At 45.6% G+C, this 26,611-nt stretch carries 22 protein-coding genes; 14 read left to right on the top strand and 8 right to left on the bottom strand.

Translation table 11 applies throughout. From position 1 onward, the window contains the following. Positions 1-78 precede the first annotated feature (78 nt). Together E0D71_RS13465 and pobA are read left to right on the top strand one after the other, a co-directional pair. Entirely contained in the window at positions 79-981 is a 903-nt protein-coding gene (locus E0D71_RS13465) for a LysR family transcriptional regulator (protein ID WP_133003833.1), read from the top strand. 168 nt (positions 982-1,149) lie between these two features. Then, entirely contained in the window at positions 1,150-2,322 is a 1,173-nt protein-coding gene (pobA, locus tag E0D71_RS13460; protein ID WP_133003886.1) for a 4-hydroxybenzoate 3-monooxygenase, read from the top strand. A gap of 9 nt (positions 2,323-2,331) precedes the next feature. Here the strand turns inward: pobA and E0D71_RS13455 are convergent, their stop codons facing one another. The 3 genes from E0D71_RS13455 to E0D71_RS13445 all read right to left on the bottom strand — a co-directional run bounded on the left by E0D71_RS13455 (position 2,332) and on the right by E0D71_RS13445 (position 6,185). Then, positions 2,332-3,243, bottom strand: coding sequence for a helix-turn-helix domain-containing protein (locus E0D71_RS13455; protein ID WP_165943003.1), 912 nt, complete (start codon positions 3,241-3,243; stop codon positions 2,332-2,334). 108 nt (positions 3,244-3,351) lie between these two features. Continuing rightward, on the bottom strand, positions 3,352-4,836 hold the full coding sequence (locus tag E0D71_RS13450) for an aldehyde dehydrogenase family protein (protein WP_133003831.1): 1,485 nt from the start codon (positions 4,834-4,836) through the stop codon (positions 3,352-3,354). Positions 4,837-4,988: 152 nt separating this feature from the next. Next, positions 4,989-6,185: an OsmC family protein gene (locus E0D71_RS13445; protein WP_133003830.1), complete on the bottom strand. Its 1,197-nt coding sequence runs from the start codon at positions 6,183-6,185 to the stop codon at positions 4,989-4,991. A gap of 386 nt (positions 6,186-6,571) precedes the next feature. On the opposite strand from E0D71_RS13445, the gene E0D71_RS13440 reads away from it, so the two are divergent. Next, positions 6,572-7,426: a helix-turn-helix domain-containing protein gene (locus tag E0D71_RS13440; protein WP_133003829.1), complete on the top strand. Its 855-nt coding sequence runs from the start codon at positions 6,572-6,574 to the stop codon at positions 7,424-7,426. On the opposite strand, the gene E0D71_RS13435 is transcribed toward E0D71_RS13440, so the two are convergent. Further along, complete coding sequence (locus E0D71_RS13435) at positions 7,411-8,334, bottom strand: LysR family transcriptional regulator (protein WP_133003828.1); 924 nt, start codon at positions 8,332-8,334, stop codon at positions 7,411-7,413. The two genes, E0D71_RS13440 and E0D71_RS13435, sit on opposite strands and share 16 nt — an antisense overlap. A 117-nt stretch (positions 8,335-8,451) precedes the next feature. Between E0D71_RS13435 and E0D71_RS13430 the strand changes: the two genes are divergently transcribed. From E0D71_RS13430 to E0D71_RS13420, 3 genes are all read left to right on the top strand, one after another. Further along, positions 8,452-9,513, top strand: a complete 1,062-nt coding sequence (locus tag E0D71_RS13430) for a 4-oxalomesaconate tautomerase (RefSeq protein ID WP_133003827.1) — start codon at positions 8,452-8,454, stop codon at positions 9,511-9,513. A 63-nt stretch (positions 9,514-9,576) separates the two neighbouring features. After that, positions 9,577-10,659 carry a tricarboxylate transporter gene (locus tag E0D71_RS13425; protein ID WP_133003826.1) on the top strand — a complete coding sequence of 361 codons (1,083 nt, stop codon included), beginning with the start codon at positions 9,577-9,579 and terminating at the stop codon, positions 10,657-10,659. Between the two features lie 32 nt (positions 10,660-10,691). Beyond that, a complete protein-coding gene (locus tag E0D71_RS13420) occupies positions 10,692-12,659 on the top strand; it encodes a tripartite tricarboxylate transporter permease (protein WP_133003825.1) in 1,968 nt (655 codons plus the stop codon). A gap of 106 nt (positions 12,660-12,765) precedes the next feature. Here E0D71_RS13420 and E0D71_RS13415 read toward each other — a convergent pair whose 3' ends face one another. Together E0D71_RS13415 and E0D71_RS13410 are read right to left on the bottom strand one after the other, a co-directional pair. Next, on the bottom strand, positions 12,766-13,392 hold the full coding sequence (locus tag E0D71_RS13415) for a putative quinol monooxygenase (RefSeq protein ID WP_133003824.1): 627 nt from the start codon (positions 13,390-13,392) through the stop codon (positions 12,766-12,768). A gap of 126 nt (positions 13,393-13,518) precedes the next feature. Continuing rightward, on the bottom strand, positions 13,519-14,532 hold the full coding sequence (locus E0D71_RS13410; protein WP_133003823.1) for a zinc-binding alcohol dehydrogenase family protein: 1,014 nt from the start codon (positions 14,530-14,532) through the stop codon (positions 13,519-13,521). 186 nt (positions 14,533-14,718) lie between these two features. Here E0D71_RS13410 and E0D71_RS13405 point away from each other — a divergent pair, with 186 nt between their 5' ends. From E0D71_RS13405 to E0D71_RS13395, 3 genes are all read left to right on the top strand, one after another. After that, the gene (locus E0D71_RS13405) at positions 14,719-15,633 is read left to right on the top strand and encodes a LysR family transcriptional regulator (RefSeq protein WP_133003822.1); all 915 of its coding nucleotides are present in this window, start codon (positions 14,719-14,721) and stop codon (positions 15,631-15,633) included. A 65-nt stretch (positions 15,634-15,698) separates the two neighbouring features. After that, complete coding sequence (locus tag E0D71_RS13400) at positions 15,699-16,574, top strand: helix-turn-helix transcriptional regulator (RefSeq protein WP_133003821.1); 876 nt, start codon at positions 15,699-15,701, stop codon at positions 16,572-16,574. A gap of 139 nt (positions 16,575-16,713) precedes the next feature. Continuing rightward, complete coding sequence (locus E0D71_RS13395) at positions 16,714-17,574, top strand: nuclear transport factor 2 family protein (protein ID WP_133003820.1); 861 nt, start codon at positions 16,714-16,716, stop codon at positions 17,572-17,574. A gap of 135 nt (positions 17,575-17,709) precedes the next feature. Here E0D71_RS13395 and sulP read toward each other — a convergent pair whose 3' ends face one another. Together sulP and E0D71_RS13385 are read right to left on the bottom strand one after the other, a co-directional pair. Next, positions 17,710-19,443 (bottom strand): sulfate permease, encoded by a 1,734-nt coding sequence (sulP, locus tag E0D71_RS13390; protein ID WP_133003819.1) that lies wholly within the window; start codon positions 19,441-19,443, stop codon positions 17,710-17,712. A gap of 303 nt (positions 19,444-19,746) precedes the next feature. Continuing rightward, complete coding sequence (locus tag E0D71_RS13385) at positions 19,747-20,643, bottom strand: LysR substrate-binding domain-containing protein (RefSeq protein WP_133003818.1); 897 nt, start codon at positions 20,641-20,643, stop codon at positions 19,747-19,749. A gap of 141 nt (positions 20,644-20,784) precedes the next feature. Here E0D71_RS13385 and dctP point away from each other — a divergent pair, with 141 nt between their 5' ends. From dctP to E0D71_RS13360, 5 genes are all read left to right on the top strand, one after another. Beyond that, the gene (gene dctP, locus E0D71_RS13380; RefSeq protein ID WP_133003817.1) at positions 20,785-21,834 is read left to right on the top strand and encodes a TRAP transporter substrate-binding protein DctP; all 1,050 of its coding nucleotides are present in this window, start codon (positions 20,785-20,787) and stop codon (positions 21,832-21,834) included. A gap of 61 nt (positions 21,835-21,895) precedes the next feature. Further along, positions 21,896-22,357, top strand: coding sequence for a TRAP transporter small permease subunit (locus E0D71_RS13375; RefSeq protein ID WP_133003816.1), 462 nt, complete (start codon positions 21,896-21,898; stop codon positions 22,355-22,357). Further along, positions 22,350-23,648, top strand: coding sequence for a TRAP transporter large permease (locus E0D71_RS13370; protein WP_133003815.1), 1,299 nt, complete (start codon positions 22,350-22,352; stop codon positions 23,646-23,648). The genes E0D71_RS13375 and E0D71_RS13370 overlap by 8 nt, the downstream gene beginning before the upstream one ends. 9 nt (positions 23,649-23,657) lie before the next feature. Beyond that, entirely contained in the window at positions 23,658-25,298 is a 1,641-nt protein-coding gene (locus E0D71_RS13365) for a sulfatase-like hydrolase/transferase (protein ID WP_133003814.1), read from the top strand. Then, positions 25,298-26,587, top strand: a complete 1,290-nt coding sequence (locus E0D71_RS13360) for an alkyl/aryl-sulfatase (protein WP_133003813.1) — start codon at positions 25,298-25,300, stop codon at positions 26,585-26,587. The genes E0D71_RS13365 and E0D71_RS13360 overlap by 1 nt, the downstream gene beginning before the upstream one ends. Positions 26,588-26,611: the final 24 nt, after the last annotated feature.

Below are 26,611 nucleotides of genomic sequence, written 5' to 3'. Positions count from 1 at the left end.
GGAGCTTGCAAAACAAGGAACAATTAAGCTAAATAGAACAAACTGTTCCGATTGTGGAACGATGAAAGGATATAATCCATGCGAGTGATGATGAATTGGAACATTGATGATATTCCCGTGTTTGTCGCTATTGTTGACAGGATGGGGATTTCCGCGGCGGCAGACTACTTACACCTTCCTAAATCCAGTGTGAGTCGAGCCCTGAGCCGATTAGAGGAAGCGTTAGCGGTCCGCTTGATAGAGCGGAACTCAAGACGCTTACGGATTACGAGCGAAGGGTCGGCGTTTTACCGTCAATGTTTATTGATTATGGAGCAAGTCAACGAAGCCAATGCGCTAATGGCAGGGTTAACCGCGGTGCCAAGCGGTAAGCTGGTGGTGACACTGCCAATGGCGTTTAGCCGTGAAATCGTGGTGCAGCACCTTAATAAATTTATTCAACGTTACCCTAAAGTCACCTTAGACATCGTTATCACCAGCCATCCGGTGGATATTATTCGAGATCAGATCGACGTTGCCGTGATGATAGGGCCGTTAGACGACTCCGAATTGAGGGCTAAGCAGTTATTAAGCAGCCCATTGATCTGGGTGACCAGTCCAGAGTATCTAGATCAGCATGCATTAGGCGTTGGCCCAGAAGCGCTTTGTGAGCACGTTAAAATTTGTGAGAAGCGTTATGGAAAAACCAAGCTGGCGATTAAATATCAGGAAAAACGTGAACACATTAACCTGAGTGACGTTATCCATATTAATGACCCCATTGCGGTTCGTGAGGCCGTGGTTCATGGCTCCGGCGTCTCGCTAATACCATCAATATATTGCAAAAAACAGTTAAAAAGCGGCGCTTTGATCGAAGTGTATCAAGATGTTGAGCTGGAAACTTCGTCGCCGATTTTGGCGGTGTTCCCAAGTCGTCGGCTAATATCCAATAAGGTTCGGGCGTTTATTGATTTCTTAGAGCAAATAGTAGACCTAGAGTAAGCGGTGCATCGCACAACCCTGTCTTATCAGGCAGTAAGGCGAGCCAATAGGTGGCTGAATGTTCAAAATGTACAAGTTTAATGCTCTTTATTGAATTACCTCTGTCCGTCTCCACGGCCATTATGGATGGCAATAAATACAAAAAAAGCGGAGAAGACAATGAAGACAATAAAAACAAAGGTCGCCATTATTGGCTCAGGTCCAGCGGGCTTGATATTAGGACAACTGCTGCATAATCAGGGCATCGACAATGTGGTGATTGACAATAAAAGCCAAGACTACATTCTTGGTCGTATTCGTGCAGGCGTACTAGAGCAAAGCACAGTGAACATCATTCGCGAGCTGGGCATTAGTGAGCGCATGGACCGTGAAGGGCTGGTGCATAATGGTTTTACGATGATTTGGGGGCAGGATTGCCAGCGTCAGCGTATTCCGTTTACCGAACTAACCGATGGCAAAATCATGATGGTGTACGGACAAACCGAATTAACCAAAGATTTGTTGGCTGCGCGTAATGCTTGTGAAGCCTTGTCTTTTTATGACGCAGAAGACGTAACGCCGCATGATTTCTATAGCGAGTCGCCGCTCGTTAGTTTCAAGCATCAAGGGGAAGAATACGAAGTCCACTGTGACTATATCGCCGGTTGCGATGGCTTTCATGGAGTATCGCGTCAATCTGTGCCTGTCAAGGAGATGACGGTGTATGAAAATGCGTACCCATTTGGTTGGTTAGGTGTATTGGCAGATGTGCCGCCTGTGAGTGATGAGGTGGTGTATCAGCATCACCAAGACGGTTATGTTTTATGCAGCATGCGCTCACCGACTCGCAGTCGTTACTATATCCAAGTGTCGTTGGATGAAAAGTTGGAAGATTGGAGCGTGGATCGCTTTTGGGCGGAGTTGAAGCGCCGCTTACCTGATGATTTGGCTGAGAAAGTGGTCACTGGGCCAGCCTTAGAAATGAGCATTGCGCCGCTACGCAGCTTCGTTTGTGAGCCGATTCGTTTTGGTAATCTGTTTTTGGTTGGAGACGCCGCGCATATAGTGCCACCGACAGGCGCCAAAGGGCTCAACCTAGCAGCCAGTGATGCAAAAGAGCTATTCAATGGTCTGATGCAGTTTTACCAACAAGGCGATTCTGAAGGGCTTGAGCAGTATTCGAGCAAGGCGTTGGATCGCATCTGGAAAGCCGAGCGTTTTTCATGGTGGATGACTAGCTTGTTTCATAAATTGGACGACAGTGCGTTCCGTCAGAAAATGCAACTGTCAGAAATTCATTATCTGGCCCATTCAAAAGCCGGTCAGACGACCATTGCCGAGAACTTTGTCGGCTTGGATTAGCGCTTAACCTTATTCGCCAGTATCTAACGGCTCTTGATGCTGGCGAATAACGCTGTCTTTAAAGGCTTTCGGTGACAAGCCTGTGTGCTTTTTAAAGAAGCGCGAAAAATAACTAATGTCCTCAAAACCGAGCTGATAAGCCACTTCCGACACCGATTGAAAAGAATAAGCCAAATTCACTTTCGCCTCACTGATGACCCTGTCATGAATGATCTTTAACGCGGATTTCCCCGTCACAGTGTGACTAATGCGATTCAAATGCGTCACCGAAATACGCAGTTGCATGGCGTATTCAGAGATGGGTTTTTTGTCCGCAAAAGAGTGACTGACCAGCTGTTGGAATTGTCGGTAATACCACAGGTTTCTGTCTTTTTCAGAAGGCCTTTGATGCGCTGAAAATACATTGTTAGCACGCATTATTTGGCTAAATATCAAGCCCAACAAGCAGCGCATGGACACGCCTCGAGCGGGCTGACGGTTTCTGTATTCAGAGCGTAGCTGGCGAAATAAAGTGAGAATCTCTGAGGTCGCATCTTCTTGTCCATTGCGCTCAATTACGATGGCTTTATCCAAGGATTGCAAACAGCTTTGCGAGCTTGCCAGCAAATCATTGAGGTACTCGCGCGACACAGTGACTATGGTGCCTTCGATGTCTTTTTGCACTTCAAAACTGTGCACATCCCCAGCGGGAACGAAACAGCAGCAGGGGGTATTTAAGGGAATGAGCGCATTGTTTAAGTACATGGTGCCGGTGCCAGAGAAGAAATACACCAGATGACACAAATCATCGTGACGATGGGGTTCAATCACCCAGTCATTTACTTCAGTGGAGCTTTTGACGCTGTCTATATGGACGGGATTCAGTGAAAAATCGACATCAAATTGTCCGTAGACTCGATAATTTGGAATGGCTTTTTGCATGCTATGTCTCACCAAATGAATGAAAGGTAAGCGCTCAGAGACCTCGTTCACCATGATAACAGAATGCGTAACTAGAGCATCTTGATGAACGAGGCTGCACTGGGCTGATTACAATAAGCCTCCTTCAGACGCTGAGATGGAATGCATTTCCTGAAACGCGATAATGCCTTCATAGCCTAAATTTCGGCCCACGCCACTGTGTTTATGTCCGCCGAATGGGGCGCGACTGTCTTGCGCTAATGGCCCGTGATTGTTTAGGTAGGTGTAGCCAGCTTCGAGACGTCGAGCAAGGCGCAATGCCTGATCTCGATCCTCTGTCCAGACGGAGGAGCATAAACCGAACTCCGAATCATTGGCGAAGTGGATGGCCTCATCGACGGAATCGAAAGGGATGATCGGCAGCACAGGACCAAATTGCTCTTCTTTGACCACGCGTAAATTAAGGTCTGGATTGAGCACTAGAGTTGGTTTTTGAAAGTAACCTTCTGCGTACAAGGCCGTGTCTGGCACCTGACCAAGCTCCAACACATCACAGCCAGATTGTTTGGCTTCGGCTATCATGCTGGTGACAATCCCAAGCTGCTTTTTATTGTTCAGTGGGCCCATGGTGGTCGTGGCTAGGGTGCCATCGCCGATGACCTGAGCAGAGGCCATTTGAGTGAGCCCTGTTACCACTTCGTCATAGCGTGAACGATGAACATAAAGGCGTTTTAAAGCCATACAAATTTGCCCAGAAGACATGAAAGCGGCGAGGTACATGCGTTTAAACGCCGCGTCATCTAATTTAGCGTCAGCGAGGACAATGCCCGCATCGTTGCCGCCAAGCTCTAACGTAACAGGCACCAGATTATCGGCGGCGACTTTCATCACATGCTTGCCGACCGCTACGCTGCCGGTAAAGTTTATTGTGCGTATCGCTGGGTGAGATAACAAGGCATCGCCGATATTGGCCGATGACCCAGTTAGCAAGTTGATTACCCCAGGGGGTAGCATTTCGGCCATGAGTCCCACGGTCAGTGCGGTGACCAAGGCCGATTCTTTTGACGGTTTGACCACCACGCAATTGCCCGCGATCAGAGCTTGGGGCAATTTGGCGCCAAGAATGGAGATGGGCCAGTTCCAAGGCACCACGAGCGCTGCCACGCCGCGAGCTTGTCGCGTGATGATGGTGTCATAGTGTGGGCCAGATAATGTTTCGTCTTGGCTTAAGCGCTCTGCGTAAGAGGCCACTTGGCGAAAACGATCACTAATGCGCGATATTTCGATATGAGCTTCATGCAAGATTTTACCGTGTTCACGAGTAAAGAGCCGCGCACGAGCTTGCAGCTCTTCTGGGTTATTCACCAAGTGATCAGCAATATTGAGTAGGTATTGGGCTCGTTCTTGGTAGGATAAAGCCGACCATGCTGGCATTGCATCGCGGGCTGCATTGCAGGCTAAATCCACATCCGCCACGGTGGCGCTGGCCGCGTACCCGACTAATTCACTTGGGCGCGCGGGGTTATATTGCGGGTAGGTTTCACCCGATACGGCATTTTGATATTGGCCATTAATATAGAGTTGTGTGGTTACAGTATTATGGTTGATTGGCATGCTTATCACCTTCGATCAATTTTTATTTTTAGTGGATATCGGCGAGTATCTAGGGAAAAGAAGGCGCTTCCTTCCCTTATTCCCTGTTTGCCAAATCATGGCGAACAGGGAGGATGACCATTCGTTATTTGACGCATTAACCGTTTGGCAAATTAATACCCTGACAAGCGGATTTTTGTTTTAAGGTCCGCTTTACAAAAGGCGTGTAAAAAACAGGTTTGTTCAGAAACGTCGAGAATCGTTTTAGCAAACTCATCGTCTTCGCTGCTTTCTAAATAAACATGAGTTTCCAGCGGATCCGCTTTTCCGACTTCACCAGTCCCACCAGAGGCGCCGCCTAGGGTGAAATGAGAATCTTGCAAAATGCGGTAATCCGTCAAGTTTTTGCGCTTCATCTTCGCATAGCGACCAAACTGAGTCATAAAGCAAAAGCCAATGCCTGCGGACATATACGAGGTGGCGTCCGGCGCTCGCCCTAAACCACCGTTTTCTTCTCCTTCTTCTGATAATAGGGTGAAAACGGATCCGTGTGGGTTGTATAAATGTTGGACGATTTCTTTTATGCCATCAGGGCGTAATGTGCAAATGCCGCGTAGGTGAAGTAGGCGATCTTGATGATCGGTTAAGCTAGAGCTGGCGCCATGCAAGGAGTTTTCATGTTTGGGTGTTAATCCTCCTTTAACGCAAAGATCTTCCCAGTTGCCGGTGGCGGGCTCGGCGAGATCCATTTTGACCGCTGGGTCGGTTTCGACGGGTTTGCCCAGCGGTTGTGCTTTTTCTGGTGCCAGTTCGTTACCGTTGTGGCTAAGGGTAAATAGGCTCTCATGATTGCCGCGCATGAGACCATTAAGAGGGGAGGCTGCGGTGGCGTCCATGAGCAGCCTTGTTAGGGTATTGCGGTCAGCATCTGAGTCAATCTGTGCTTCTAAATCCACATCGTAGGCGTTGGCGATCATGGTGCCGCGGGCCAGGCTGCCTTTCATGCTGTAATAATTGTCTTGGATTAGGCGAATCTTGTTGATCTTGATATTACGCAACTTGGCCAGCGCTAAAATCTCATTCATGTAAGAGGCAATCATGCCCACCGTTAGAAAACATAATGGCGCGGGGGCACAATCAGTGCCGTCCAAATAAGCGCCTTCATCACTGGCAAGACGCCAAGTGGTGCCTGTTCGAGCGGAGGTCACGAGGGCTTCTTTTTGAAACACAGTTAGTGAGCGAACCGCGGTTCGTAAATCTTCTCCTAAACGGGCTTTGGGCGCACTCATGCCTGCCGCCGCCGCGTTATCTACCTTGTAAAAAAGCGGCTTGCCACTGTCGATTAATTTGTTTTCTGCAGTCTTGTTCATCGTTATACCTATCGCTCTGTGTTTCATGGTGCGAAGTGAATCATTAAGAACGAGGCGTATGAGGCTGTTCTGTATGGCTTCAATTCTTCTTTCATTGGCTTGGCGCATGGCCCTTGTTGTGCAAAGTGGAGCTTGGTTTTTATCGTGAACCTCATTGCGCTTGAAGCCGATAAAAACACACAATAAAGCGCTCTGTCAAATAAATGAACCAAGGTTCACTGTGTGAACCTTTGACTTGATTCCTTCTTTATACACACCGCCTTTTGGTGGCCGTTTTAAAGGCGCTAGCGACCTTGTCGTGTGCTGTCTGTGGTGTGGTAAAATATTTGAGTTTGCCTATCTCAGGCCGCATAATGAGCCAACGTTGAAGCTGACATAGAGCAAAAATGAAACAGATAGAAAAGGATGGACTCACTGTCGATGCCAGTGTGAAAGGGGCGGCTAGCGGAGTGCAATCATTGGCTCGTGGCTTAAAAGTATTAGCGGCTGTGAATGAGTTCACCCCCGCGACTGTCACGCAAATAGTGGCCAGTACTGGGTTTCCTAAGGCGACGGTAATTCGGTTATTAAAAACGCTGAAAAACGAAGGTTATATCGATTTAAACCCAGAAGCGGGTGGCTATAAAACATTACCAAAAGTCAGGTTACTGGCCAGCTCGATGATTTCAGACAATAGTTTTGCTGTATCTGCTCGCCAATTTCTAAACGATTTTGCGCAAATACTAAAATGGCCAAGTGATTTACTGATCGCAGAGGGCTCATCCATGGTGGTTCAGGCCTCAAATCGAGATACGGCGCCGATCCACATAAAACGCTTTGAGCAAGGTCGTTTTTCTCTGTTGTTATCAGCAAGTGGTATTGCGTATCTTTCTGCGCTTCCAGCCAAAAAACGACAAGAGGTCGTGAAGGCGACGGTCAAGCTTCAACCCTCGTCGGAGGATCTTGAGCTGCTGACCGAGAAAGTCATGCAAGAGATTGCACACTGCCAACAAAATGGCTTTGCTGTGACCGATTATCACGCGCCGATTGAAGGCACCAGAGCGGTTGCGATTCCACTGCTGTATGAGGGCGAGCCATTTGGGGCGTTGGCGATGTTGTTTATTCGAGACGCGGTCAGTGATGAGCAATTACAGACCTTTTTATTGCCCCAATTACGCGACGCGGCGGGTGCCGTGGCGCGTTTATACCAGCAACATGGCGCTGGTATGACATTGACACCAGTGCCTCACGAGGAGGCATGATCGACTTGTTGGGCCGTGGCGGACCAGCGTTCTAGCAGAATGTTAATAAACAAATCCGCCGCTGGTGACAAGGACGTAGAGCTGCGTTTGACGAGACCAATCGAGCGGTCGATTTGTTGGTCTTTCAGTGGTCGGTAGGTGAGTGCCGAGGTACTGCTAAGTGGCATTGCCAGTTTTGGAACAATGGATATGCCTAAGCCCATTTCTACCAGCCCCAGTGAGGTGGACAGGTGCTGCACTTCATAAAAACTATTCAATTGCACTTGGTCTTTGGCCAGAGATTTATCCAGCAAAATTCGGTTACCACTGGCCCTTCCTACACTGATCAGTTTATAAGGTTCCATGTCGGTCCAAGACACTTCTGTTAATTCGCAAAGCGGGTGATCTTTTCTCAAACAGACCACAAAAGGGTCATCCAGTAATTGCGTAAAGGTGACTTCAGGGTGCTGAGCAATGGCCATGTTAATGCCAAAATCCGCGTCGCCTCGAATCACAGATTCCAAACCATGGTTCGCGCTTTCATCGAGGATCTGGATGCGAATTCCTGGGTATCTTTCATTAAAAACAGTGATAACGCTTGGTAAGAAGTAAAACGCTGCGGTTGGAATACAGGCAATGGTGACCTTACCTTTTTGCTGAGAAGCCATGTCTTTAATGCCTAAAACAGACAATTCAAACTCTTCAACCATACGCCTTGCTTTGGGCAAGAACTCCCTTCCGACTGAGGTTAGCCAGGTTTTTCTCGTGGTTCTTTCAAAGAGTTGAGCCCCTAGTATCCCTTCTAATTTTTGCATTCTGCGGCTGAGAGCCGGTTGGGATAAAAAGGTCAATTCGGCGGCATCGTGAAAGTTTCCAGTTTCTGCGATACGAATAAAAATAACCAAGTCTTTAAATTCTATTTGATGCATAAGGCTCTCTATTAATTCGTTATACACATCAACTATGCATTATTTTTGCATTTGATGCACTAATCAATCTTGTGACATTGTAATAGAAGGTACTCAATAACAATAAGGTTTATTCACATGTCGCAAACCCTATCCTGCATGATTATGCGTGGTGGCACTTCTCGAGGTCCCTATTTGCAAATCGCTGATCTGCCTCAAGACAGAGAAGCCTGCGCAGAAGTTTTATTAAAAGTTATGGGATCTGGGCATGAGCTACAATTAGATGGCATTGGTGGTGGCAATAGCTTAACCAGTAAGGTTGCTATGGTTGGTCCTTCTACTCATCCGGATGCCGATGTTGACTATCTGTTTGCCCAAGTGGGTATTCTCGAAAAGAAAGTCGACTTCTCTCCAAATTGCGGAAACATGCTTTCAGGCGTCGCGCCTTATGCCATTGAAACGGGCTTGTTTCCAGCGGCTCAAGGCAAAACAACAGTACGCATCCATAATTTGAATACCGGCAAGATTATCCATGCCACCGTGTTAACCCCAAATGGTCAGGTTCAGTATGACGGGGACACCATCATTAGTGGTACAAACTCACCAGGTGCACCTATCGAGTTAACCTTCCTTAACGTAGAAGGCTCGAAAACAGGTAAGTTGTTACCAACAGGTAAGTTGATCAATGTTATTGATTCTATTGAAGTAACTTGTCTTGATGCGGCAACACCAGTGGTTTTAATCAATGCACAAGATCTTAATAAAACCGGCAGTGAGTCACCGGCTGAATTAGACAGTGACATTGAATTTATGGCGCGCTTAGAAAATATTCGTTTGCAAGCGGGTGAGTTAATGGGCATGGGAGATGTATCAAATTCTGTCATTCCGAAGCCGATTTTAGTGTCACCAGCGTTGCATGGCGGCACGATCACCGCACGCTATTTTGTGCCGCATAAATGCCATAAAGCATTGGCAGTAACCGGCAGTATCGCCATTGTGACCGCGTGTTGCACACCGGGTACTGTGGCATCAAAACTGATCGATGCTCAGGAAGCGAGCTCGGTTTTTGTATTGGAACACCCATCTGGCACGATTGAATTGAGCGCCAGACGCAAAGAAAACGACCCATCTGCCTTGGACAGTGTGTCGCTAATCCGTACTGCGAAGAAAATATTATTAGGCAATATCTATCTTAGCTAATCGCTTTTGGTGCGTTCTTATCGAGCGCATTAATAAACTATAAAAACAAGAAAGGAAGATAACATGAAAAAAATACTCAACTTAGTCTGTGCGTCTGCATTGTCTATCAGCTGTGTACTTGCGTTGCCTGCGCAAGCAAAAGAAGCCGATGTGCCATCGACAATTAACTGGACGGTACCCTTTGGTGTTGGTGGCGGTACTGATGTGTGGGCGCGATTTATTGCACCTTACCTAACAAAGTACATTCCAAGCAATCCGACTGTGGTTATCCGTAACCAACCAGGTGGCGGCTCTATTACCGGCGCAAACTTGTTCTACAAGCGTGCCAAAGACGATGGCAGCACCATGCTAGCGACGTCGGCATCGACCTTGTTCCCATATATGTTGGGTGACAAACGAGTGCGTTATAACTTCGATAAATGGGTGCCATTAATGGCAAGCCCAACGGGTGGTGTGGTTTACGTACAGCCAGGTTTGGGTGTGAAATCAGCCGCGGATATCGATAAATTAGATGGCATGACGCTACCGTTTGGTTCACAAGGACCAACACGTCTTGAATTGCCTGTCTTGATTGCCTTCGAAATGCTGGGTTTGGACGTGAAACCTGTGTTCGGTATGAAAAGCCGTGGTGCGGGTCGTTTGGCGTTTGAACGTGGCGAAGCGAAAATTGACTTCCAAACAACGTCTGCTTACTTAAACTCAGTGGTTGATCTAGTAAACAATGACAAAGCGATTCCATTGTTTTCTCTAGGTGTTATGAATAAAGAGGGTAAAGTAGTACGTGATCCTGCGTTCCCTGATCTACCAACCTTCCAAGAAGTGTATGCTCAGAAATTTGGCAAACAACCTTCTGGTATAGAATATTCGGCTTACTCTAAATTCTTTGCAGCGGGCTTCGCTTTCCAAAAAATGATCTTTATCCCATCTGACACACCAACAAATGTGATCAATGAATACCGTAATGCTGTTCAAACTATGTTGAAAGACCCTAAATTCATTGAAGATGCCGCGGTTCAAGTGGGACCTTACCAAAGCATTGTAGGCATTGATGCAGCACAGCACATTCAAGAGGCTCTTACAGTATCTCCTGAACTTTATACTTGGATTTCAGGCTGGTTGAAAAAGAAATTTGATTACACCCTGTAAGTAGTTTGTTGTTTTATATTTAGGAGTTATTCATGGCTGTGCTTCTTAGTGCTCTAGACCAAATATTATCGTTAACGCACCTAGTCTATTTGGTGGGTGGCGTATTGGTCGGTCTTGTTGTTGGTATTATTCCTGGACTTGGCGGCATTGCCGGCATGTCCTTGCTACTACCGTTTTTATATGGAATGGAGCCTTCAGTTGGTCTTGGTATGCTGATGGGGTTGGTTGCTGTGATTCCCACAGGTGATACTTTCACCTCTGTGTTAATGGGGATACCAGGATCCAGTTCTTCGCAAGCCACAGTCATGGATGGTTTTCCATTGGCGAAAAAAGGCCAGGCAGCACGCGCGCTGTCTGCGGCTTTTTTATGCTCAATGATTGGCGGTGTGGTTGGTGCGATTGTACTGAGTGTCTTCATTTTGGTGGCACGACCTGTGGTACTCGCATTCTCATCTGCTGAATTGTTTATGCTGACTTTATTAGGCCTGAGTGTGGTTGCGGCCTTATCCGGCGGGAATTTATTTAAAGGCTTAGCCGCTTGTGGTTTTGGCCTATTAATTGGTTCTGTTGGCTCGGCGCCTGCCACTGGTGAGTTCCGTTTTACCCTAGGCATTGATTACTTGTATGACGGTATTCCATTGGTTGTCGTGGGTTTGGGTATCTTTGCGCTACCAGAAATCATCAGCTTATTGGTGCAAAACAAAGCCATTGCTTCTACGCCAAATAAATTAGGTCATGGTTTAAAACAGGGTTTCAAAGACGTGTTTGCCAACTTGCCTTTGGTTGGTAAATCGTCTGTATTTGGTAGCTTGATCGGTGCGATTCCTGGTTTAGGTGGTTCGGTTGTTGACTGGATGACATACAGTTTCGCGATGAATGGCAGTAAAGACACGTCCCAGTTTGGTAAAGGGGACATTCGTGGTGTTATTGCGCCTGAGTCTGCGAATAACGCTTGTGCTTCAGGCAGTATGATTCCAACCTTGTTGTTTGGTATTCCAGGCTCGGGTTCGGCTGCGGTTTTTCTAGGTGGTATGTTATTGCTGGGTCTTCAGCCTGGTGTTTCCATGATCACCACGAACTTAGACCTGACTTACACTATTATTTGGTCTTTGGCGTTGGCGAACATTTTAGGGGCGATCTTTTGTATTGCTTTTACGCGACCTATTTCACTATTAACCTATGTGAAATTTTCAATACTTGCGCCGATTATCTTAACCTTGATCTTGTTTGCTGCGTATCAAGCAACGCGCAGTCTAGGTGATTTCATGGTGCTGGGTGTCATTGCAACAATTGGTGTGATGATGAAAGGGGCCAACTGGCCACGTCCTGCTTTCTTGATTGGTTTTGTGCTTTCTTCTGGCGCTGAAAACTACTTTTTCCAAAGCATTCAGTTTTACGGTAGCTCTTGGTTTCTACGCCCTGGTGTAATTGCACTGGCTGCCTTGATTGTATTGGGCTTTGTATTGCCTCCAATGCTGAAGAAAAGAAGAGCGGCAAAAGCCAGCACGCAGCCTAAAACCGGTCTAGAGCCAGATGAGCCTAGTGTTAAAACGGTGTCGGCGACGGATTGGGTGTTGTTAGCGGTATTGGGTGCATCCGGCTTATACGCTTTGGTTGATGTATGGAATATGTCGACCTTGACGAAAGCTTTCCCAATTATTTCTATTGCCATTGTATTGTTCTCTGTGGCGATGCTGATTGTGAAATTTATCCGAGAAAAACATCAGCGAGTGGCGTCTAACTTAAGAACAGACCTTGTGTACATTGTTGGCTTCTTTATGATTGCTTACGGTTATTACACGCTGGGATTTGTCACCACGACCTTTGTCTTCTCGTTCTTGTTCTTGCGTTATTTGGCGAAGGCGACGTATTTAAAATCGTCTACCATTGCCGTTTGCTTGGTGATCTTCCTCGTGGTTTTAGGTCGCATCATGAACATAGAATACCCAGAAGGCTACTTTGACCCTTACTTCTTTGATGTGGTTAATAGACTCTTCTAAGCAATAAAGCATTAGATTAGCGATACAAAAAAGGGCAAACTCAGTTTGCCCTTTTTTGTGCTTATCTTTTAGTGTAAAAAAGCTTCTAGTTTAAGCCGTGACTGGGTTATGCAATTTGAGTGACAAAGTTCATATATTGTTCCATGTCCCCAATTACACCTTCCTCCATTAATGCGCCTGTCACCTTGGCATAAGGTTGCTGGAAGTGGATGTCCCAAACATCGGACTCTTTACGCCAGTGCTCATACACCACCAAAGTTTGGTCGTCATTATCCACTGTGTACAGATCAAATAACAAACAGCCTTCCTCTTGGCGAGTATGCTTGATGTGCTCTTCAAATTGCGCCACAAAGCGCGCTTGCATACCGGCTTTGATTTTAAAGATAAAGATGATGTTAAAAAGAGGGTCTTCTTTATCCGCTGTTTTCAGTGCAATGGGTGCAGGTTGTGTGTCGTTTAAGTCAATGCTGTCTATTGGGGCGGCAAGGGCATCATCGAACAAGGCGAGCATACGCTGAGTATGAGCTTGTGTGCTATGAAATATAAATGCGCTCTCGTCTAACCAACGTTCGTAAACAAAGAAGATATTTGGGTTTTGATTGTCAGTATAAAGGCGCATTGCCAAGCATCCAGGCTCGTTAACAGCGCCGTTTCTGTTTTCTAATAGAGCCGTTTTAAAGGTTTCAGTGTAATCTGGTTTGATAGTGAATTTGATGATTTTGCTAATCGCCATGATCTTTTCTCGCTGTCATTGTTCAAAAATATATCTGTCTTGATAATGTACTTTAAGTACCATAAGGGAGATAACAAGCGCTATACTCCCTTGTGACTTCATCAAGATTTCCTCAATATTAGTCGTTTAGAAACCTTCTAAAACCACCTTGCCACGTGCGCTGCCGGTTTCAATCTGAGCGTGAACCTTGCGCAGATTAGCCGCGTTTATCTGGCCTGCGATATCGGTCAGAGTGGTGCGTATCTTTCCGCTATCAACCAATGTAGCCACTTGATTTAATAGTTTGCCTTGTTCATCCATATCCGCAGTGGCGAAAAGTGAACGGGTAAACATAAGTTCAAAGTGAAGAGACACAGCTTTCATCACAAAGGGACGGCTTTCAAATGGCTCAAGCTCATCGGTCATGCTAAAGCGACCTTGTGGTGCGATTAATTCAGCGATATCAGGCAAATGTTTGTGGGTTTGATTGGTAGAGAAGACAAAACCTGGTGCGCCTAATCCCAATGCTTCAATTTGTGGGGCAAGAGGTTCTCTATGATTGATCACATGGTGAGCACCGAGCTCACGAACCCAGTCTTCTGTTTCGGGGCGTGAAGCTGTCGCAATAATCGTCATATCTGTTCGTGCTCGTAATAGCTGAATGGCGATTGAACCGACGCCGCCAGCGCCACCAATAACTAGAATAAGCTTGCTGCCTTGAACGGTTGGTCGATTAACGTCTAAACGGTCAAATAGAGCTTCCCAAGCGGTGAGGGTAGTCAGCGGTAATGCCGCCGCTTCAGGGTGGCTTAAGCTAGTAGGTTTTTTGCCGACAATGCGCTCATCCACAAGATGAAACTCGCTATTGGTACCTGGGCGAGCCACTGAACCAGAATAATAGACTTCATCGCCTACGTTAAATTGGCTTGTTTCAGGGCCCACGGCTTCGACTACTCCTGACGCGTCAAAGCCTAGTACACCCCAGCTATCGGCAGGAGGTGGAACCATGGCGCGAATTTTTGTGTCCGCTGGATTAACGGAAACAGCATGAACCTTCACGAGTAGATCTTTTCCTGTGGCAACTGGTTTCTCTAACGTGATGTCTACTAATGATGTCTCTTGTTCAATGCTTGAAGGTGTTTGGTATCCAATGGCTTTCATTTTCTTGCTCCTATTGATTAGCATGCGCGGCTTAAGTTAGCTGTTCAAAGTCGCGCTTTGAGTGTCTTTTGTTTCAATAGAGCCATGTTATTATTTATAGTTTAATAGATCATCGAGCTAAAACTGGATTTATTACCCCTAAAATCGGGATAATAAGTTGACCATATTGTATTGGGGTAGGGGTGGATGAATTTAGAGGCAAAAAGTCTGGCTTTATTTATGCGTGTAGCTGCATTGGGGGCTATTGGGCGTGCTGGTATGGAGTTTAATTTATCGCCAACCAATGCCAGCCAACGGATTCAAACCTTAGAGGCAGAGCTGGGCGTTAAATTATTCCATCGCACAACGCGTGCGGTGAGTTTAACTCACGATGGACAGGTGTTTATCGAGCATGCTAGGCGTATTTTGGACGATATTGAAGAAACGCGGAATGTCTTTAAAGGCGATGCGATGCAAGTTCAGGGTACCCTAAAGGTGGCCGTCTCTGCGTCATTTGGTCGTCATTATCTAGTGCCTTTTGTACCTGAGTTATTGCGCTTATATCCGAACCTAAAGCTAGACATTGATTTTAGTGACAAGCGAGTTGATATTGTCGAGCAAGGGTTTGATGTGGCATTCCGTATGGGCGAGCTGGAGTCATCAAGCTTATTGGCGCGACGTATCGATGACTGTCCTATGGTGCTGGTGGCATCGCCTGACTATATTGCTCGAGTTGGGCAACCTGAAACTGTTGAGTGCCTTGCTAACCACGCATGCATTCCTTTTGAACGATTAAACACCTGGCGGCTTAAAGATCGCCAAGGTAATTTACATGAAGTGTTTGCTTCAGGTCCTGTGACGATTAATTGGGGGGATGCCATTAGCGAATTAGTCGAAGCAGGCGTCGGGATTGGCTTGGCCGCTTTGTGGCATGTGGGGCCCGCTTTAAGAGAGGGGCGCGTGGTGCAGGTGCTGCCGGAATATAGTTTTTATCCAGAAACTAATATCTGGGCGGTTAGACCCCCAGGCCGCCTTACTCCAGCGCGGGTGAAGGTGTTTTTAGACTTTATGGAGCAGAAAATACGTGAGACTAATCGCATGCGTTATGGGGATTTTTTCTAGTGTGCTGTTAATATGCAGATAGCCGTTATACGAATAGACAAAGGGTATAAGCTTGCTGGACTTTTATGAATAATTTGATACCACAGATTGAGTTTAAAGAATCAAACTTGTCGCTGGTAGGTTTTGAAGTGTTTGATATCAAACAGCTTTATCGCCGAGCGGAAAGTGGTGAGTTGGCGTATATCGATCAACCACACAGGGTAAATTTTCATAATTTGATCCTCTATACGGGCAATGCCGGTGAGCATTTTGTGGATTTTCACGCCTTTCCAGTGGAAAAAGACGCATTGGTATTGGTGAATAAGGGGCAGATACACGCGTTCGATTTGTTGAATAAGCCGGCCGCGATCTTGGTGGTTTTTACCGACAGATATTTGGACGAAGTGAGTGCCGCGATAGACGCTCGAATTTTCGCACCGACACAGTTTTTGTCTTCCTACCGCCCCAGCTTTTTGATGCCAGAGAAGCAAGCGCTGTCGTTAAATAGTATTCTTGGGCTCATTGCGGCGGAATTTAAAAATACGCCGATGAACATACAGTACGTCAAGGTGCTTTTTGCAGCGGTCTTGACCAAGGTAAGTGAACTAAGGCCAGACATTTATCATCATAAAATGAATGCCTCGCAAATTAAATGCTTCGAGCGTTTTGTGGTCTGCTTACAACGCGATTACGCCCTTATTCGAGACGCGAATGAATACGCAGACCTAATTGGCACCAGCTATAAAACGCTTAATAAACTTTGTAAGGTGGCGACAAACCTAACGGCGAAGCAGCTCATTGACGCTCATGTGGTGTTAGAAGCCAAGCGACGTTTGTCGATAGACAATACACAAGTCCAACAGGTCGCGGGTGAGCTGGGGTTTGATGAGGCAACCAACTTCGTTAAGTATTTCAAAAAACACACTTTAATGACACCAAGTCAATTTAAAAGACAGTCCTAATCGCCTCATTCATTCTGCTTGTTGATTTTCTTTAGATTATCGAATGGTTCGATATTTACCATTTTATCGCTGACTTTGACCTCTTCGTATTTTTGCTTTTCCTTACAATAGCGACATATTCAACTGTGAGGAAAAAAACATGAAAACAACACTTTTAGCCACTCTTGTCGCGAGCAGCGCGTTATTAAGCGCTTGTACCAGTACGAGTGTTTCTGAGCCTAGCGCTATGATTTCAAATAAAGACAAAGCCGTAGCGGTATTGAATTCTATTGAAACGGGTGACACGAAAGCCATTAGTTACATTAATAGTTCAAATTACACGCAACATAATTTGGCCGTTGGCGATGGGTTAGCAGGCTTTGGTGAAGTCTTGCACGCTCTGCCAAAAGGCAGCGCGAAAGTGAAGGTGGTGCGTGCGTTTGAAGATGGGGATTATGTCTTTACGCAAACCGATTATAACTTCTTCGGACCGAAAGTAGGGTTTGATGTTTTCCGCTTTGATAACGGGCAGATTGTTGAGCATTGGGACAATCTTATTGCCAAAGCAGATAAGCCGAACCCGAGCGGACACACGCAACTAGATGGTGCGCTGACAGTAACAGACCTTGATAAAACCGCTGAAAATAAAGCGTTGGTGAGCGAATTTTTTAATACAGTATTGGTGAAAGGCGACTATCAAAAAATGCCACAATTCTTTGATGGCGACCACTATATTCAACACAACCCAGCCATCGGCGATGGCTTATCTGGTTTGGGTAAAGCGATCGATGAAATGGCCCAACATGGGATTAAAATGACCTTCACAAAAGTGCATAAGGTATTGGGAGAAGGGAACTTTGTCTTGGTTATTAGTGAAGGGACATTCGCCGGAAAAGCCACTTCTTATTACGATCTATTCCGTGTGGATAACGGAAAAATCGCCGAGCATTGGGATGTGATGGAAACCATCCTTCCGAAAAGTGAGTGGAAGAACACCAACGGAAAATTCGGTAATTTATAAGTTGGATGATGTTATCACCTAGCCCTTTTTAAGGGATAACATCGCTCATTTCACCCCATCGCTGGTCATTATTTCTCTTAGGCTAACTCCTGATTAGCCTAGATGAGATAGTGATCAGCGATGTTTTTACTTCTATTAAGCTGTCTCTTGCTGGCAGCCTTCTAAACATTTAATCGCCTGATGTTGCGTTAAAAAGATCTCACCGTTTAGTTCTTTTAGCAATTGGGTGTCTTTTAGTTTGTCCATCACAGGCCCTTTCACCTCAGATAAATGCAGCTGCACGCCGGCGTCGGCCAATCGAGTGTGGATTTTTTCTAGGCTTTGTAATGCACTGGCATCAATCATATTGACCGCAGTACACATCAAGATTAAATGCTTTATCTCTTTATTTTCAGACACGATTTGCTGTAGGCGCTCTTCAAGAATGCGGGCGTTGGCGAAAAATAGATTTTCATCGATGCGGACCGTCAACACGCTCTGGTGGGTTTCAACCGTGAAGCGTTGCACGTTACGAAAGTGCTCAGTTCCTGGGACTCGGCCAACAATGGCGATGTGTGGGTGACTCGTATGCCAAAGAAAAAACAGCAGAGACAAGCAAACACCAACGATCAACCCCGTCTCCATGCCTTCAATCAAGACAACAAAGAAGGTTGCTAGCAATAAAACGGCTTCTTTTTTCGAAAAATTCCATAGGTGACGTAAGTCCTGCACGTTAACCAGCTTCAGCATGGAAATAGAAATAATAGAGGCCAAAATGGCTTTAGGGAGATAGAAAAATAACGGGGTTAAAAACAGCAAGGTTAGCAAAATAAACAGTGCTGCTATTATTCCTGTCATTGGGCTTTTTGCCCCAGAATCGGCGTTCAGTACTGTACGTGAAAAGCCGCCAGTAACGGGGAAAGCACCACTAAGTGCAGAGCCAATATTGGCCAGCCCAAGGCCGACTAATTCTTGGTTTGGGTCTATGTCCTGACGACGTTTGGCCGCATAAGTTTGTGCCACAGACACAGAGCCAAAAAAGCCCACAATACTGATCAAAATAGCCCCAGGGATTAATTCTCTAACCATGGGTAAATTGATCTGGTCTAGGTGAAGGGTGGGTAAGGCTTCAGGAACGGCGCCAATAATACTCACACCAACTTGATCCAAAGAGAAGCTGGCGACAGCGAGAGTGGCTAAGAACACAATGATCACGGGCCCCGATTTTCCGAGTAGCTGTACGGTACGTTTAGAACAGCCAACCGCGCCAAGAAAGCGTGCAAAATGGCGCTGCATCATCACTAATGAAAAAATAGAAAGGATGCTCAGAATAAGGGTGGGAATATTGGTCGAGCCTAAGTGACGATAAAGACTGCTGACTAACGGGAATAAGGTGCTGCCTTCGGATTGAATGCCCAATAGATACTTTAGTTGGCCAATGACCACGATTAATGCGGTGGCGCTGATAAAGCCAGAAATAACCGGGTGACTCAGGAGATTGGTCAAAAAACCTAAGCGGAACAAGCTCAGTATCAGTAAAAACACACCAGACATAAACGCCAGCAGAATAGCAACGGTGGCGTAGTGTTCGGTGCCTGCTACGGCAAAGGGCAGAATAGCAGAGGCCGTCATCACAGAGCTTAAAGCAACCGGGCCAACGGCGAGCGTGCGGCTGGTGCCGAAAAGAGAATATAAAATCGAAGGAACGATACTGGCGTATAAGCCTGTGATCGCAGGCATGCCAGCCAGCATCGCATAAGCAAGACTTTGTGGAATCACCATAATAGTAAAAATTAAACTCGCGGCCGTATCGTTTTGTAGATCGTCCAATGAGTACGTTTTAAGCCATTTCCATGACGGAATAATGCGTTCGACCGTTATTTTATTCATCGCAAGCTCGTTCGTTGATGTGTGGGAAAAATATTGCCCTGATGTAGCCATGTCGTCGCATCATAGAAGATTTAAGAAGGTCAGTCAAAAATAAAGTAATAAGCTTATAATTAAATAGAATATTTCAAATAGGCCGCCTTTATAGGTCGTTCTCAAACTCTCTCTATTTTACTTATATAAAAAGGGAGCCATCGTCGCGTCTTTGGCATTATCTTGGATTTCATAATGGATAAAACATAATAAAAATGAGGATCAATCCCTCATTTTTATTATGTCAGTATGTGGCTTGTTGATACTGAAAGGTTATAGGGCATAACGCCTTAAAAAATAGTTGACGAGTTTTTGCGCAATGGGGGTGAGGGGAATGTCTCGGCGATAGATGAGTTGTAATTTATTGACTGCGTTGCCTTCCACTAGATTAAACTTTTCAAAGCGTTCTGAATAAAACGAGTTGTCTATTAGGGCTTCGGGCAGCATGCCGAGCATATCACTGCTTTCTATTAATGCTAATGAGCTGGTGAAGGAGTGGCACTCTATTGAAGATATAGGTGGGGCAATATCCTGAGATTTGTAGAATTCATTGATTAGTGATGAGTGCTGGTCTCCTGAAGTGATTTGCAGCCAATCTGCTTCTAATAAATCTAATAAGCTGGTTTTATCCTTCAGTGGGTGATTTTTACGAGCAATAATGACCATGGGGATTTCACGTAGTGGATGAAATTCAAATTCCTTGCTGGAGAGTGATGTCGATTTTGAGGTGGTTGTGATGGCAAAATCAATTTCAGACATTCGTAGCTTGGTGAGAGCAGAGGCTTGCAAGCCTTCAGAAATTTTAATTTTTACTTTGGGATAAGAGTGGCGAAAGTGTCTAATGGTTGCTGGAGCAAACTGTATAGCCGCAGTAGGTGATAGTAGTATGGATACTGAGCCGTTTATCTCTCCCCGCATTTGTTGGATTTCTTCAATGATTTTAGTACTTTCGTGAGAAATAATGGTCGCTCTTGCTAGAAAGGCTTGTCCAAAAATAGTTAGGTCAATGCCTTTTGAACCACGGACTAATAAAGGCGCACCAACTTCTTCTTCCAATGCTTTAAGCGCCTTTGATACCGCTGGCTGAGATAAATTTAGATGGCGCGCTGCGGCTCGAATACTGCCATTTTGTGCTATAGCCAGAAAAGCTTCAATAGACTTGATTTTCATAGTTATTACTCTTGTTATTTTACTTAGACTATATCAAAAAGTTATCGCATTAACGAAAAATACATCTTAAGTTTTCAATAGGTTGTTTGATAGTCTAAATCTACTCAATACAACAACTAAAATAAAAATAGGAAATGAGTTATGTTACTACAATCAATCAAATTGATGGCTGTGAGCGCTGTTATTATTTCTAGTGCCGGTGCATTACAAGCCAAAGAGTTAATTTTAAATAGCTTTTTCCCTCCAACTCATTTTATCAGTGGTGTGTTAGCGCAATGGTGCGCTGAAATTGCGAAACAAACAGATGGTCGTGTCTCGTTTGTAATACCCGCAGGCAGTTTGGCTGTGCCGCCACAGCAATTGTCAGCGGTTAAGTCTGGTGTTGCAGATGCCGCTGTGATGGCCAATATCTTTGTTCAAAAGCAAGTGCCTGTGCTCGGCTACTCCTCTCTGCCTTTCTTGGTGGATGATGCGGAAGCGGCATCGGTTGCAAACTGGAGAACCTATGAGAAATTTCTGGAAGCTAAGAATCCGCTGAAAAAATACGGTGTGAAAATTTTGTCTGTTTTCAACTTTTCTGGGGGGTATTTATATGGACTGGAAGAGAAGCCCATTGAGTCCATTGGAGAGTTAAAGTCTAAGCGTTTGTGGGCCTTGCCGGGTTATACCTCTGAAACGATTAAAAACATTGGCGTCAGCCCAGTAACTGGACCTGCCGTTAATATCAGTGAGGTGGTCGCGAAAGGGGTTGTGGATGCGTATTTTGGTATTTCATTTGAAAGTGTGACGGATTTTAAAGCCTCTCCATACACAAAAAATATTGTGCGTTTCCCTTATTCTGCTACTTCTACAAGTTTCTCTCTCTTTATTAACAATCGAACTTGGTCGCGCATTAGTGAGCAAGACCAAGCGGTTATTCGTAAGTTATCTGGTGAAGTTTTATCGCGACAAGTGGGGGTTGCGGCAAAAGAAGCGTCTTTACAGGCACTAACTAAAATGGAAGTTGATGGTATCAAAGTTATCCCTGCTAAGGCGAAATTTTATCAAGCTTTAAAGGCAGCGGGTGAGCCTCTGTTTGTCGATTTTAAAGAGAAGGCTAAAGACTTTGGAGTCAATGGTAGTGACTTGTTGGATTACTTCTCATCTCAATACGCCAAAGAAACCAATCAAACCAATCAAACGATGAATTAATCAAGTTGTCTCCCTTTGTTCATAGGGGGGGCTCTCTCAATTTTATGCTGTGGAGTCGTTTATGCATCGCTTCTTATATCACTCAGGTCAGTGGTTAAGTGCACTAGCATTAATCTTTTTAGTGTCAATGACGGTGACGGATGTGTTGTGTCGTTGGCTATCTAATAGCCCTATTTATGGTTCTAATGAGATCGCTAATATTTTACTGACCTTGTCTGTTGGGGGTGGGTTTATGGTGACGGCATCAACTCGAAGTCATATTAAAGTGGACTTGATGGAAGGTGTTTTTGTGCGCTTTTTTGGTGCTCGTTACCATGGGGTCACAAGGTTGTTAGAAAGCATAGGGGTTTTAATGTTCTCTGTCATTGTGGGGGTCTACGCTTATGAAGCCTGGGAGTTTGATGAGGTAACTGTGGTACTTGAGTGGCCATTAGCCCCAGTATTCTTTATTACTAGTGTGTTTTCAGCGCTTTCAGTTATTTATATCTTTAAGCCAATGAAAGGAGCTGAAAAAGATGTTTGATGCATTAATTGGTTTTGCTGTTCTGATTGTGATCAGTTTAATGGGCGTACCTTTAGCCTTTGCTTCCTTGATCGTAGGTCTAGTGGGTTTTGCCTATTATCGAGGTCTTGAATCTTCTATTTTTATGGCAAGTCAGCAAATTGCAGAGTTGATTGCGAACCCGAATTTAGTTGTAGTTCCCATCTTTATTTTAATGGGTGAATTAGTACGCCGCGCTGGTATAACCGATGAACTGTATGAATTGGGAGAACATATGATGGGGCGCTTCAAAGGTGGCTTGGCGATGGCGACAGTCATTGCCAGTGGCGCCTTTTCCACGGTTTGTGGTAGTTCAGTAGCAACCGCCGCCACCATGACCAAGGTTGCGTTGCCTCCGATGCGTCGCTTTGGCTACAAGGACTCTTTGTCGGCTGGTACCGTGGCGGCTGGGGGGACCTTAGGTATTTTAATTCCGCCCAGTATGCCGATGGTGATTTACTGCATATTTGCCCAAGAAGACATAGGCAAAATGTGGATAGCCGGCATAGTGCCAGGTTTGTTAATGATGACCTTGTTTATCTTGACGATCACTATCATGGTGAAAGTGAAGCCAGATTTGGTAGCGACCGAAGAGAAAAGTGAGAAAAAAGTGGCCAATTCGGGGGCTATGCTTCGTGCCCGTGGCTTTCTAGCGCTTTTTGGCACTGTTCTTGGCGGCATTTATTTAGGCTTGTTCACACCAACAGAGGCCGCCAGTGTCGGAGCGTTTGGGGCTTTTTTGTTTTCGCTACACAGGGGAAAGATGCGCACCTTAAAAGAGTATCGTGATGTAATTGGTGCGGCGGCAGGTATTTCTGCGTCTATTTTTGCTGTTGCGTCTTGTGCCTTGGTGTTCAGTCAATTCATTAATATCAGTGGTTTACCATTTCAGTTGGTGGGTTTGATTGATGAATGGCAACTAAATGGCTTAATGCTGGTGGTTGCGATTAGCGTGTTGTGTGTTTTTCTTGGAATGGTGTTTGAAGTTATTGGCATCTTAGTATTGATTATTCCGATTTTCCTACCTTCTTTGAGCGCTCAAGGGATTGATCTGATTTGGTTTGGCGTCATTGTAATTATCTTGATTGAGCTCGGTTTAGTGACGCCGCCTCTTGGTATTAATGTGTTTACCGTTAAAGCTGCCCAACCAGATATACGTTTAAAAAGTGTGTTTATGGGAGTGACTCCATTTGTTTTTGCCATGGTGGTTACTGCGGCACTGATTCTGTTTTTTCCTGTGATAGCCATGGGCTTACCGGACTTGATGCGCTAGGAGGCGATGATGAGTGATCAAAACAATATTTTATTTATCATGATGGATCAGCTTCGTTGGGACTGCTTGTCGTGTTACGGACGCTCAGTGATTGACACGCCTAACATAGATCGCATTGCCGCCAAGGGGGTGCGTTTTACCAATGCTTATGTGCAGGGGAGTAGTTGTGGTAACTCACGGGCCTCTTTTTATACCGGCCGTCATGTGCGCTCACACGGTGCCACTTGGAATGATTGGCCATTTCATGTGGCTGAATGGACGCTGGCCGACTATTTAAAACCCTCTGATACGGAAGTTGTATTGCTAGGAAAGACACACATGAAGCCAGATGCAGAAGGCATGAAGCGTTTACAAATTGACCCTATGTCAGCGCAAGGAAAAGCGCTTTCGAATGCCGGTTTTTTACAAGGTGAGCACGATGATGGTTTGCATCCAGAAGGGCCGCTAGGGCGATATAGTAAAATTGATCCAAAGTACAACCAATGGGTTAAAAAGCAAGGCTATGAAGGCGGGAATGCCTGGTTACAGTGGGCCAATGCTGTTGAAGACGAAGCCGGTGTTGCGCGCTCTGGTTTCTTCATGAAGCACGCACATCTACCTGCTCGCTTGCCGTCTGAATTATCAGAAACGGCTTATATGACCAATCGAGCGATTGAGACTATAGATAAGCTTGCAGATAAACCATGGTGCCTTCATCTGTCATACATTAAACCTCATTGGCCGTTTGTGGTGTCTGCTCCCTACCATGAGTTGTATCAAGGTATCGTTTTACCAGAGGCGATTAAATCTGAAAAAGAGCGTGAAGACCCTCATCCTATTTACCGTGAATTTATGAAGCTTGGGGTGGCGAATGTCTTTTCGGATGACCGTAAGCGCCAGCATGTTATGCCTGCTTATCTGGGGCTGATTAAGCAGCTTGATGATGAATTAGGGCGCTTATTTAAACATCTTGAAGAGAAAGGATTAGATAAAAACACCAGTATTGTCATCACCGCGGATCATGGGGATTATTTTGGAGATCATTGGCTGGGAGAGAAAGATTTATTTCATGACTCATCCATCAATATCCCGCTTATTATTCATGATCCATCTCCCGCCGCAGATGCCACCCGTGGCACAGTGTGTGATGAGCTGACGTGTGCCATTGATTTGATACCGACCTTTATGGAGTTGGTCGGGCAGACGCCTCTTTATCATCGTTTAGAAGGGCGTTCTTTATTGCCAATTTTACACAATAAAGCCTTCCAGGCGGAGCGAGAAATCATCGTTTGTGAGAACGATTATGGCCGTTTGCCGGTTGCTAATGCGCTTAAACGAAGCGCCTATAATGCGCGTATGACAATGGCTTATGATGGGCAGTATAAATTCATTCATGCACCCGGTTTTGATCCGATGTTATTTGATGTGAAAAATGACCCCAAAGAATTTGTCGATCTTGGACGGGACGCAGGGTATGCCCAAGTACGTTATCAGATGCAGGAAAAATTATTGGATTGGAGTTCGATTTTACGTAACCGTGTAGCAGTGAGTGAGGAGATGTTTGTGGATAATGTAGGTAAGTCATTACGTCAAGGTATTCTGCCTGGTTTTTGGAGTGAGGATGAGGTACCAGAGACGCGAAAAATCCCAACCTCAGCGGGGGTGTTTTAATGGAGCCGCTTGCTAGATTAAAACAACATAATGAACACTTTCATAAAAGCCTAAAAGAAGTATCAGAAGGTATTTGGATTGCGATTGGCTACGCGGTCTCTAATGTCTCAGTGGTAAGTACAACCCTTGGTCTGGTAGTGATTGACACCACTGAAAGTACCGCTGCCGCCGCCAATATATTAGCGGCTTTGCGGACAGTCACCGATGAAAAAGTTGCGGCCATTATTTATACCCATGGCCATCGAGATCACGTTGGTGGTTCCTCAGTGTTTGCGGAAGAATCCATTGCTGAGGGCGTGCGAGTTTACGCCAGAGAAAATTTGCAGAACGAATTAGCTCATAAGCCTGATTCGCTGAGTCCTGATGAGGTTTTGCGCAAGCGAGCCGCGCGCCAATTCGGAATGCCGTTGGCGGTTGGCACAGAGCGTATCAATTTGGGTATTGGCCCAGCAGATCGTCCCATTGATGGTTTAGGGGCAGGCTTTGTGGTACCGACAGACACCTTTTCTGGTGAGTTTTTCGAGCTTGAGATCGGTGGGCGAGTGTTCCATTTGATGGCGGCACCGGGGGAGACCATGGACCAAATGATGGTCTGGATGCCAGCAGAAAAAATTGTCTTTGCAGCAGATAATTTTTACCACTCCTTTCCAAATCTGTATGCCATTCGCGGCACCATGTATCGCGATTTTGAAGTATGGGCAAATACACTGGATAAAATGCAGTCGTTAAGAGCGCGTTTGATGCTCACAGGACATGGTCAGCCAGTGGTTGGTGAGACGCAGGTTGCACAGTGTCTGGGCGATTACCGAGATGCGATTCGTTTTATTGTTAAGCAATCCATTGTAGGCATGAACAAGGGCATGACACCCGATGAGTTGGTTGTCTTTGTTCGTCTCCCTGAACCGTTAAAAAGCCGCCCTTATTTGCAAGAGTTTTACGGCACGGTTGAATGGGCTGTCAGGGCTTTTTATTCAGGCAAAATGGGCTGGTTTGATGGCAACCCAACGCATCTGTTTCCTTTGTCTGAGAAGCAACAGTCAGAGCGTTTATTGGAGTTGATGGGCAGTGCTCGCGTGTTAGCGGAGCTTGATGCTGCCATGGAGGCTGAGGATTACCAATGGGCACTGCATCTTACTGATTGGCTAATGCATAACCAAGATTCAGTCGCGGTAAAATACATTCGTATCCAAGCGTTACGGAAAATTGCCGATCAACAAATGAACGCCCCTGCGCGTAACTATTACTTAACCTGTGCGCTCGAATTACAGCAGGCTGTTTCAGGTCTATGACGGTTTAGCGAGAGCTTATAGAAA

This window comes from Marinomonas sp. KMM3893, assembly GCF_004352855.1.
Classification (GTDB): Bacteria; Pseudomonadota; Gammaproteobacteria; order Pseudomonadales; family Marinomonadaceae; genus Marinomonas; species Marinomonas arenicola.
The sequence above is the reverse complement of the archived record's forward strand: the minus strand, read 5'-3'. Positions and strand labels throughout refer to the sequence as shown.

What these genes read in the sequence shown, in the direction of transcription:
- E0D71_RS13465 (WP_133003833.1), top strand. Translation starts at nt 79, where the DNA reads ATGCGAGTGATGATGAATTGGAACATTGATGATATTCCCGTGTTTGTC.
- E0D71_RS13455 (WP_165943003.1), bottom strand. Translation starts at nt 3,243, where the DNA reads ATGCAAAAAGCCATTCCAAATTATCGAGTCTACGGACAATTTGATGTC.
- E0D71_RS13450 (WP_133003831.1), bottom strand. Translation starts at nt 4,836, where the DNA reads ATGCCAATCAACCATAATACTGTAACCACACAACTCTATATTAATGGC.
- E0D71_RS13445 (WP_133003830.1), bottom strand. Translation starts at nt 6,185, where the DNA reads ATGAACAAGACTGCAGAAAACAAATTAATCGACAGTGGCAAGCCGCTT.
- E0D71_RS13440 (WP_133003829.1), top strand. Translation starts at nt 6,572, where the DNA reads ATGAAACAGATAGAAAAGGATGGACTCACTGTCGATGCCAGTGTGAAA.
- E0D71_RS13435 (WP_133003828.1), bottom strand. Translation starts at nt 8,334, where the DNA reads ATGCATCAAATAGAATTTAAAGACTTGGTTATTTTTATTCGTATCGCA.
- E0D71_RS13430 (WP_133003827.1), top strand. Translation starts at nt 8,452, where the DNA reads ATGTCGCAAACCCTATCCTGCATGATTATGCGTGGTGGCACTTCTCGA.
- E0D71_RS13425 (WP_133003826.1), top strand. Translation starts at nt 9,577, where the DNA reads ATGAAAAAAATACTCAACTTAGTCTGTGCGTCTGCATTGTCTATCAGC.
- E0D71_RS13420 (WP_133003825.1), top strand. Translation starts at nt 10,692, where the DNA reads ATGGCTGTGCTTCTTAGTGCTCTAGACCAAATATTATCGTTAACGCAC.
- E0D71_RS13415 (WP_133003824.1), bottom strand. Translation starts at nt 13,392, where the DNA reads ATGGCGATTAGCAAAATCATCAAATTCACTATCAAACCAGATTACACT.
- E0D71_RS13410 (WP_133003823.1), bottom strand. Translation starts at nt 14,532, where the DNA reads ATGAAAGCCATTGGATACCAAACACCTTCAAGCATTGAACAAGAGACA.
- E0D71_RS13405 (WP_133003822.1), top strand. Translation starts at nt 14,719, where the DNA reads ATGAATTTAGAGGCAAAAAGTCTGGCTTTATTTATGCGTGTAGCTGCA.
- E0D71_RS13400 (WP_133003821.1), top strand. Translation starts at nt 15,699, where the DNA reads ATGAATAATTTGATACCACAGATTGAGTTTAAAGAATCAAACTTGTCG.
- E0D71_RS13395 (WP_133003820.1), top strand. Translation starts at nt 16,714, where the DNA reads ATGAAAACAACACTTTTAGCCACTCTTGTCGCGAGCAGCGCGTTATTA.
- sulP (WP_133003819.1), bottom strand. Translation starts at nt 19,443, where the DNA reads ATGAATAAAATAACGGTCGAACGCATTATTCCGTCATGGAAATGGCTT.
- E0D71_RS13385 (WP_133003818.1), bottom strand. Translation starts at nt 20,643, where the DNA reads ATGAAAATCAAGTCTATTGAAGCTTTTCTGGCTATAGCACAAAATGGC.
- dctP (WP_133003817.1), top strand. Translation starts at nt 20,785, where the DNA reads ATGTTACTACAATCAATCAAATTGATGGCTGTGAGCGCTGTTATTATT.
- E0D71_RS13375 (WP_133003816.1), top strand. Translation starts at nt 21,896, where the DNA reads ATGCATCGCTTCTTATATCACTCAGGTCAGTGGTTAAGTGCACTAGCA.
- E0D71_RS13370 (WP_133003815.1), top strand. Translation starts at nt 22,350, where the DNA reads ATGTTTGATGCATTAATTGGTTTTGCTGTTCTGATTGTGATCAGTTTA.
- E0D71_RS13365 (WP_133003814.1), top strand. Translation starts at nt 23,658, where the DNA reads ATGAGTGATCAAAACAATATTTTATTTATCATGATGGATCAGCTTCGT.
- E0D71_RS13360 (WP_133003813.1), top strand. Translation starts at nt 25,298, where the DNA reads ATGGAGCCGCTTGCTAGATTAAAACAACATAATGAACACTTTCATAAA.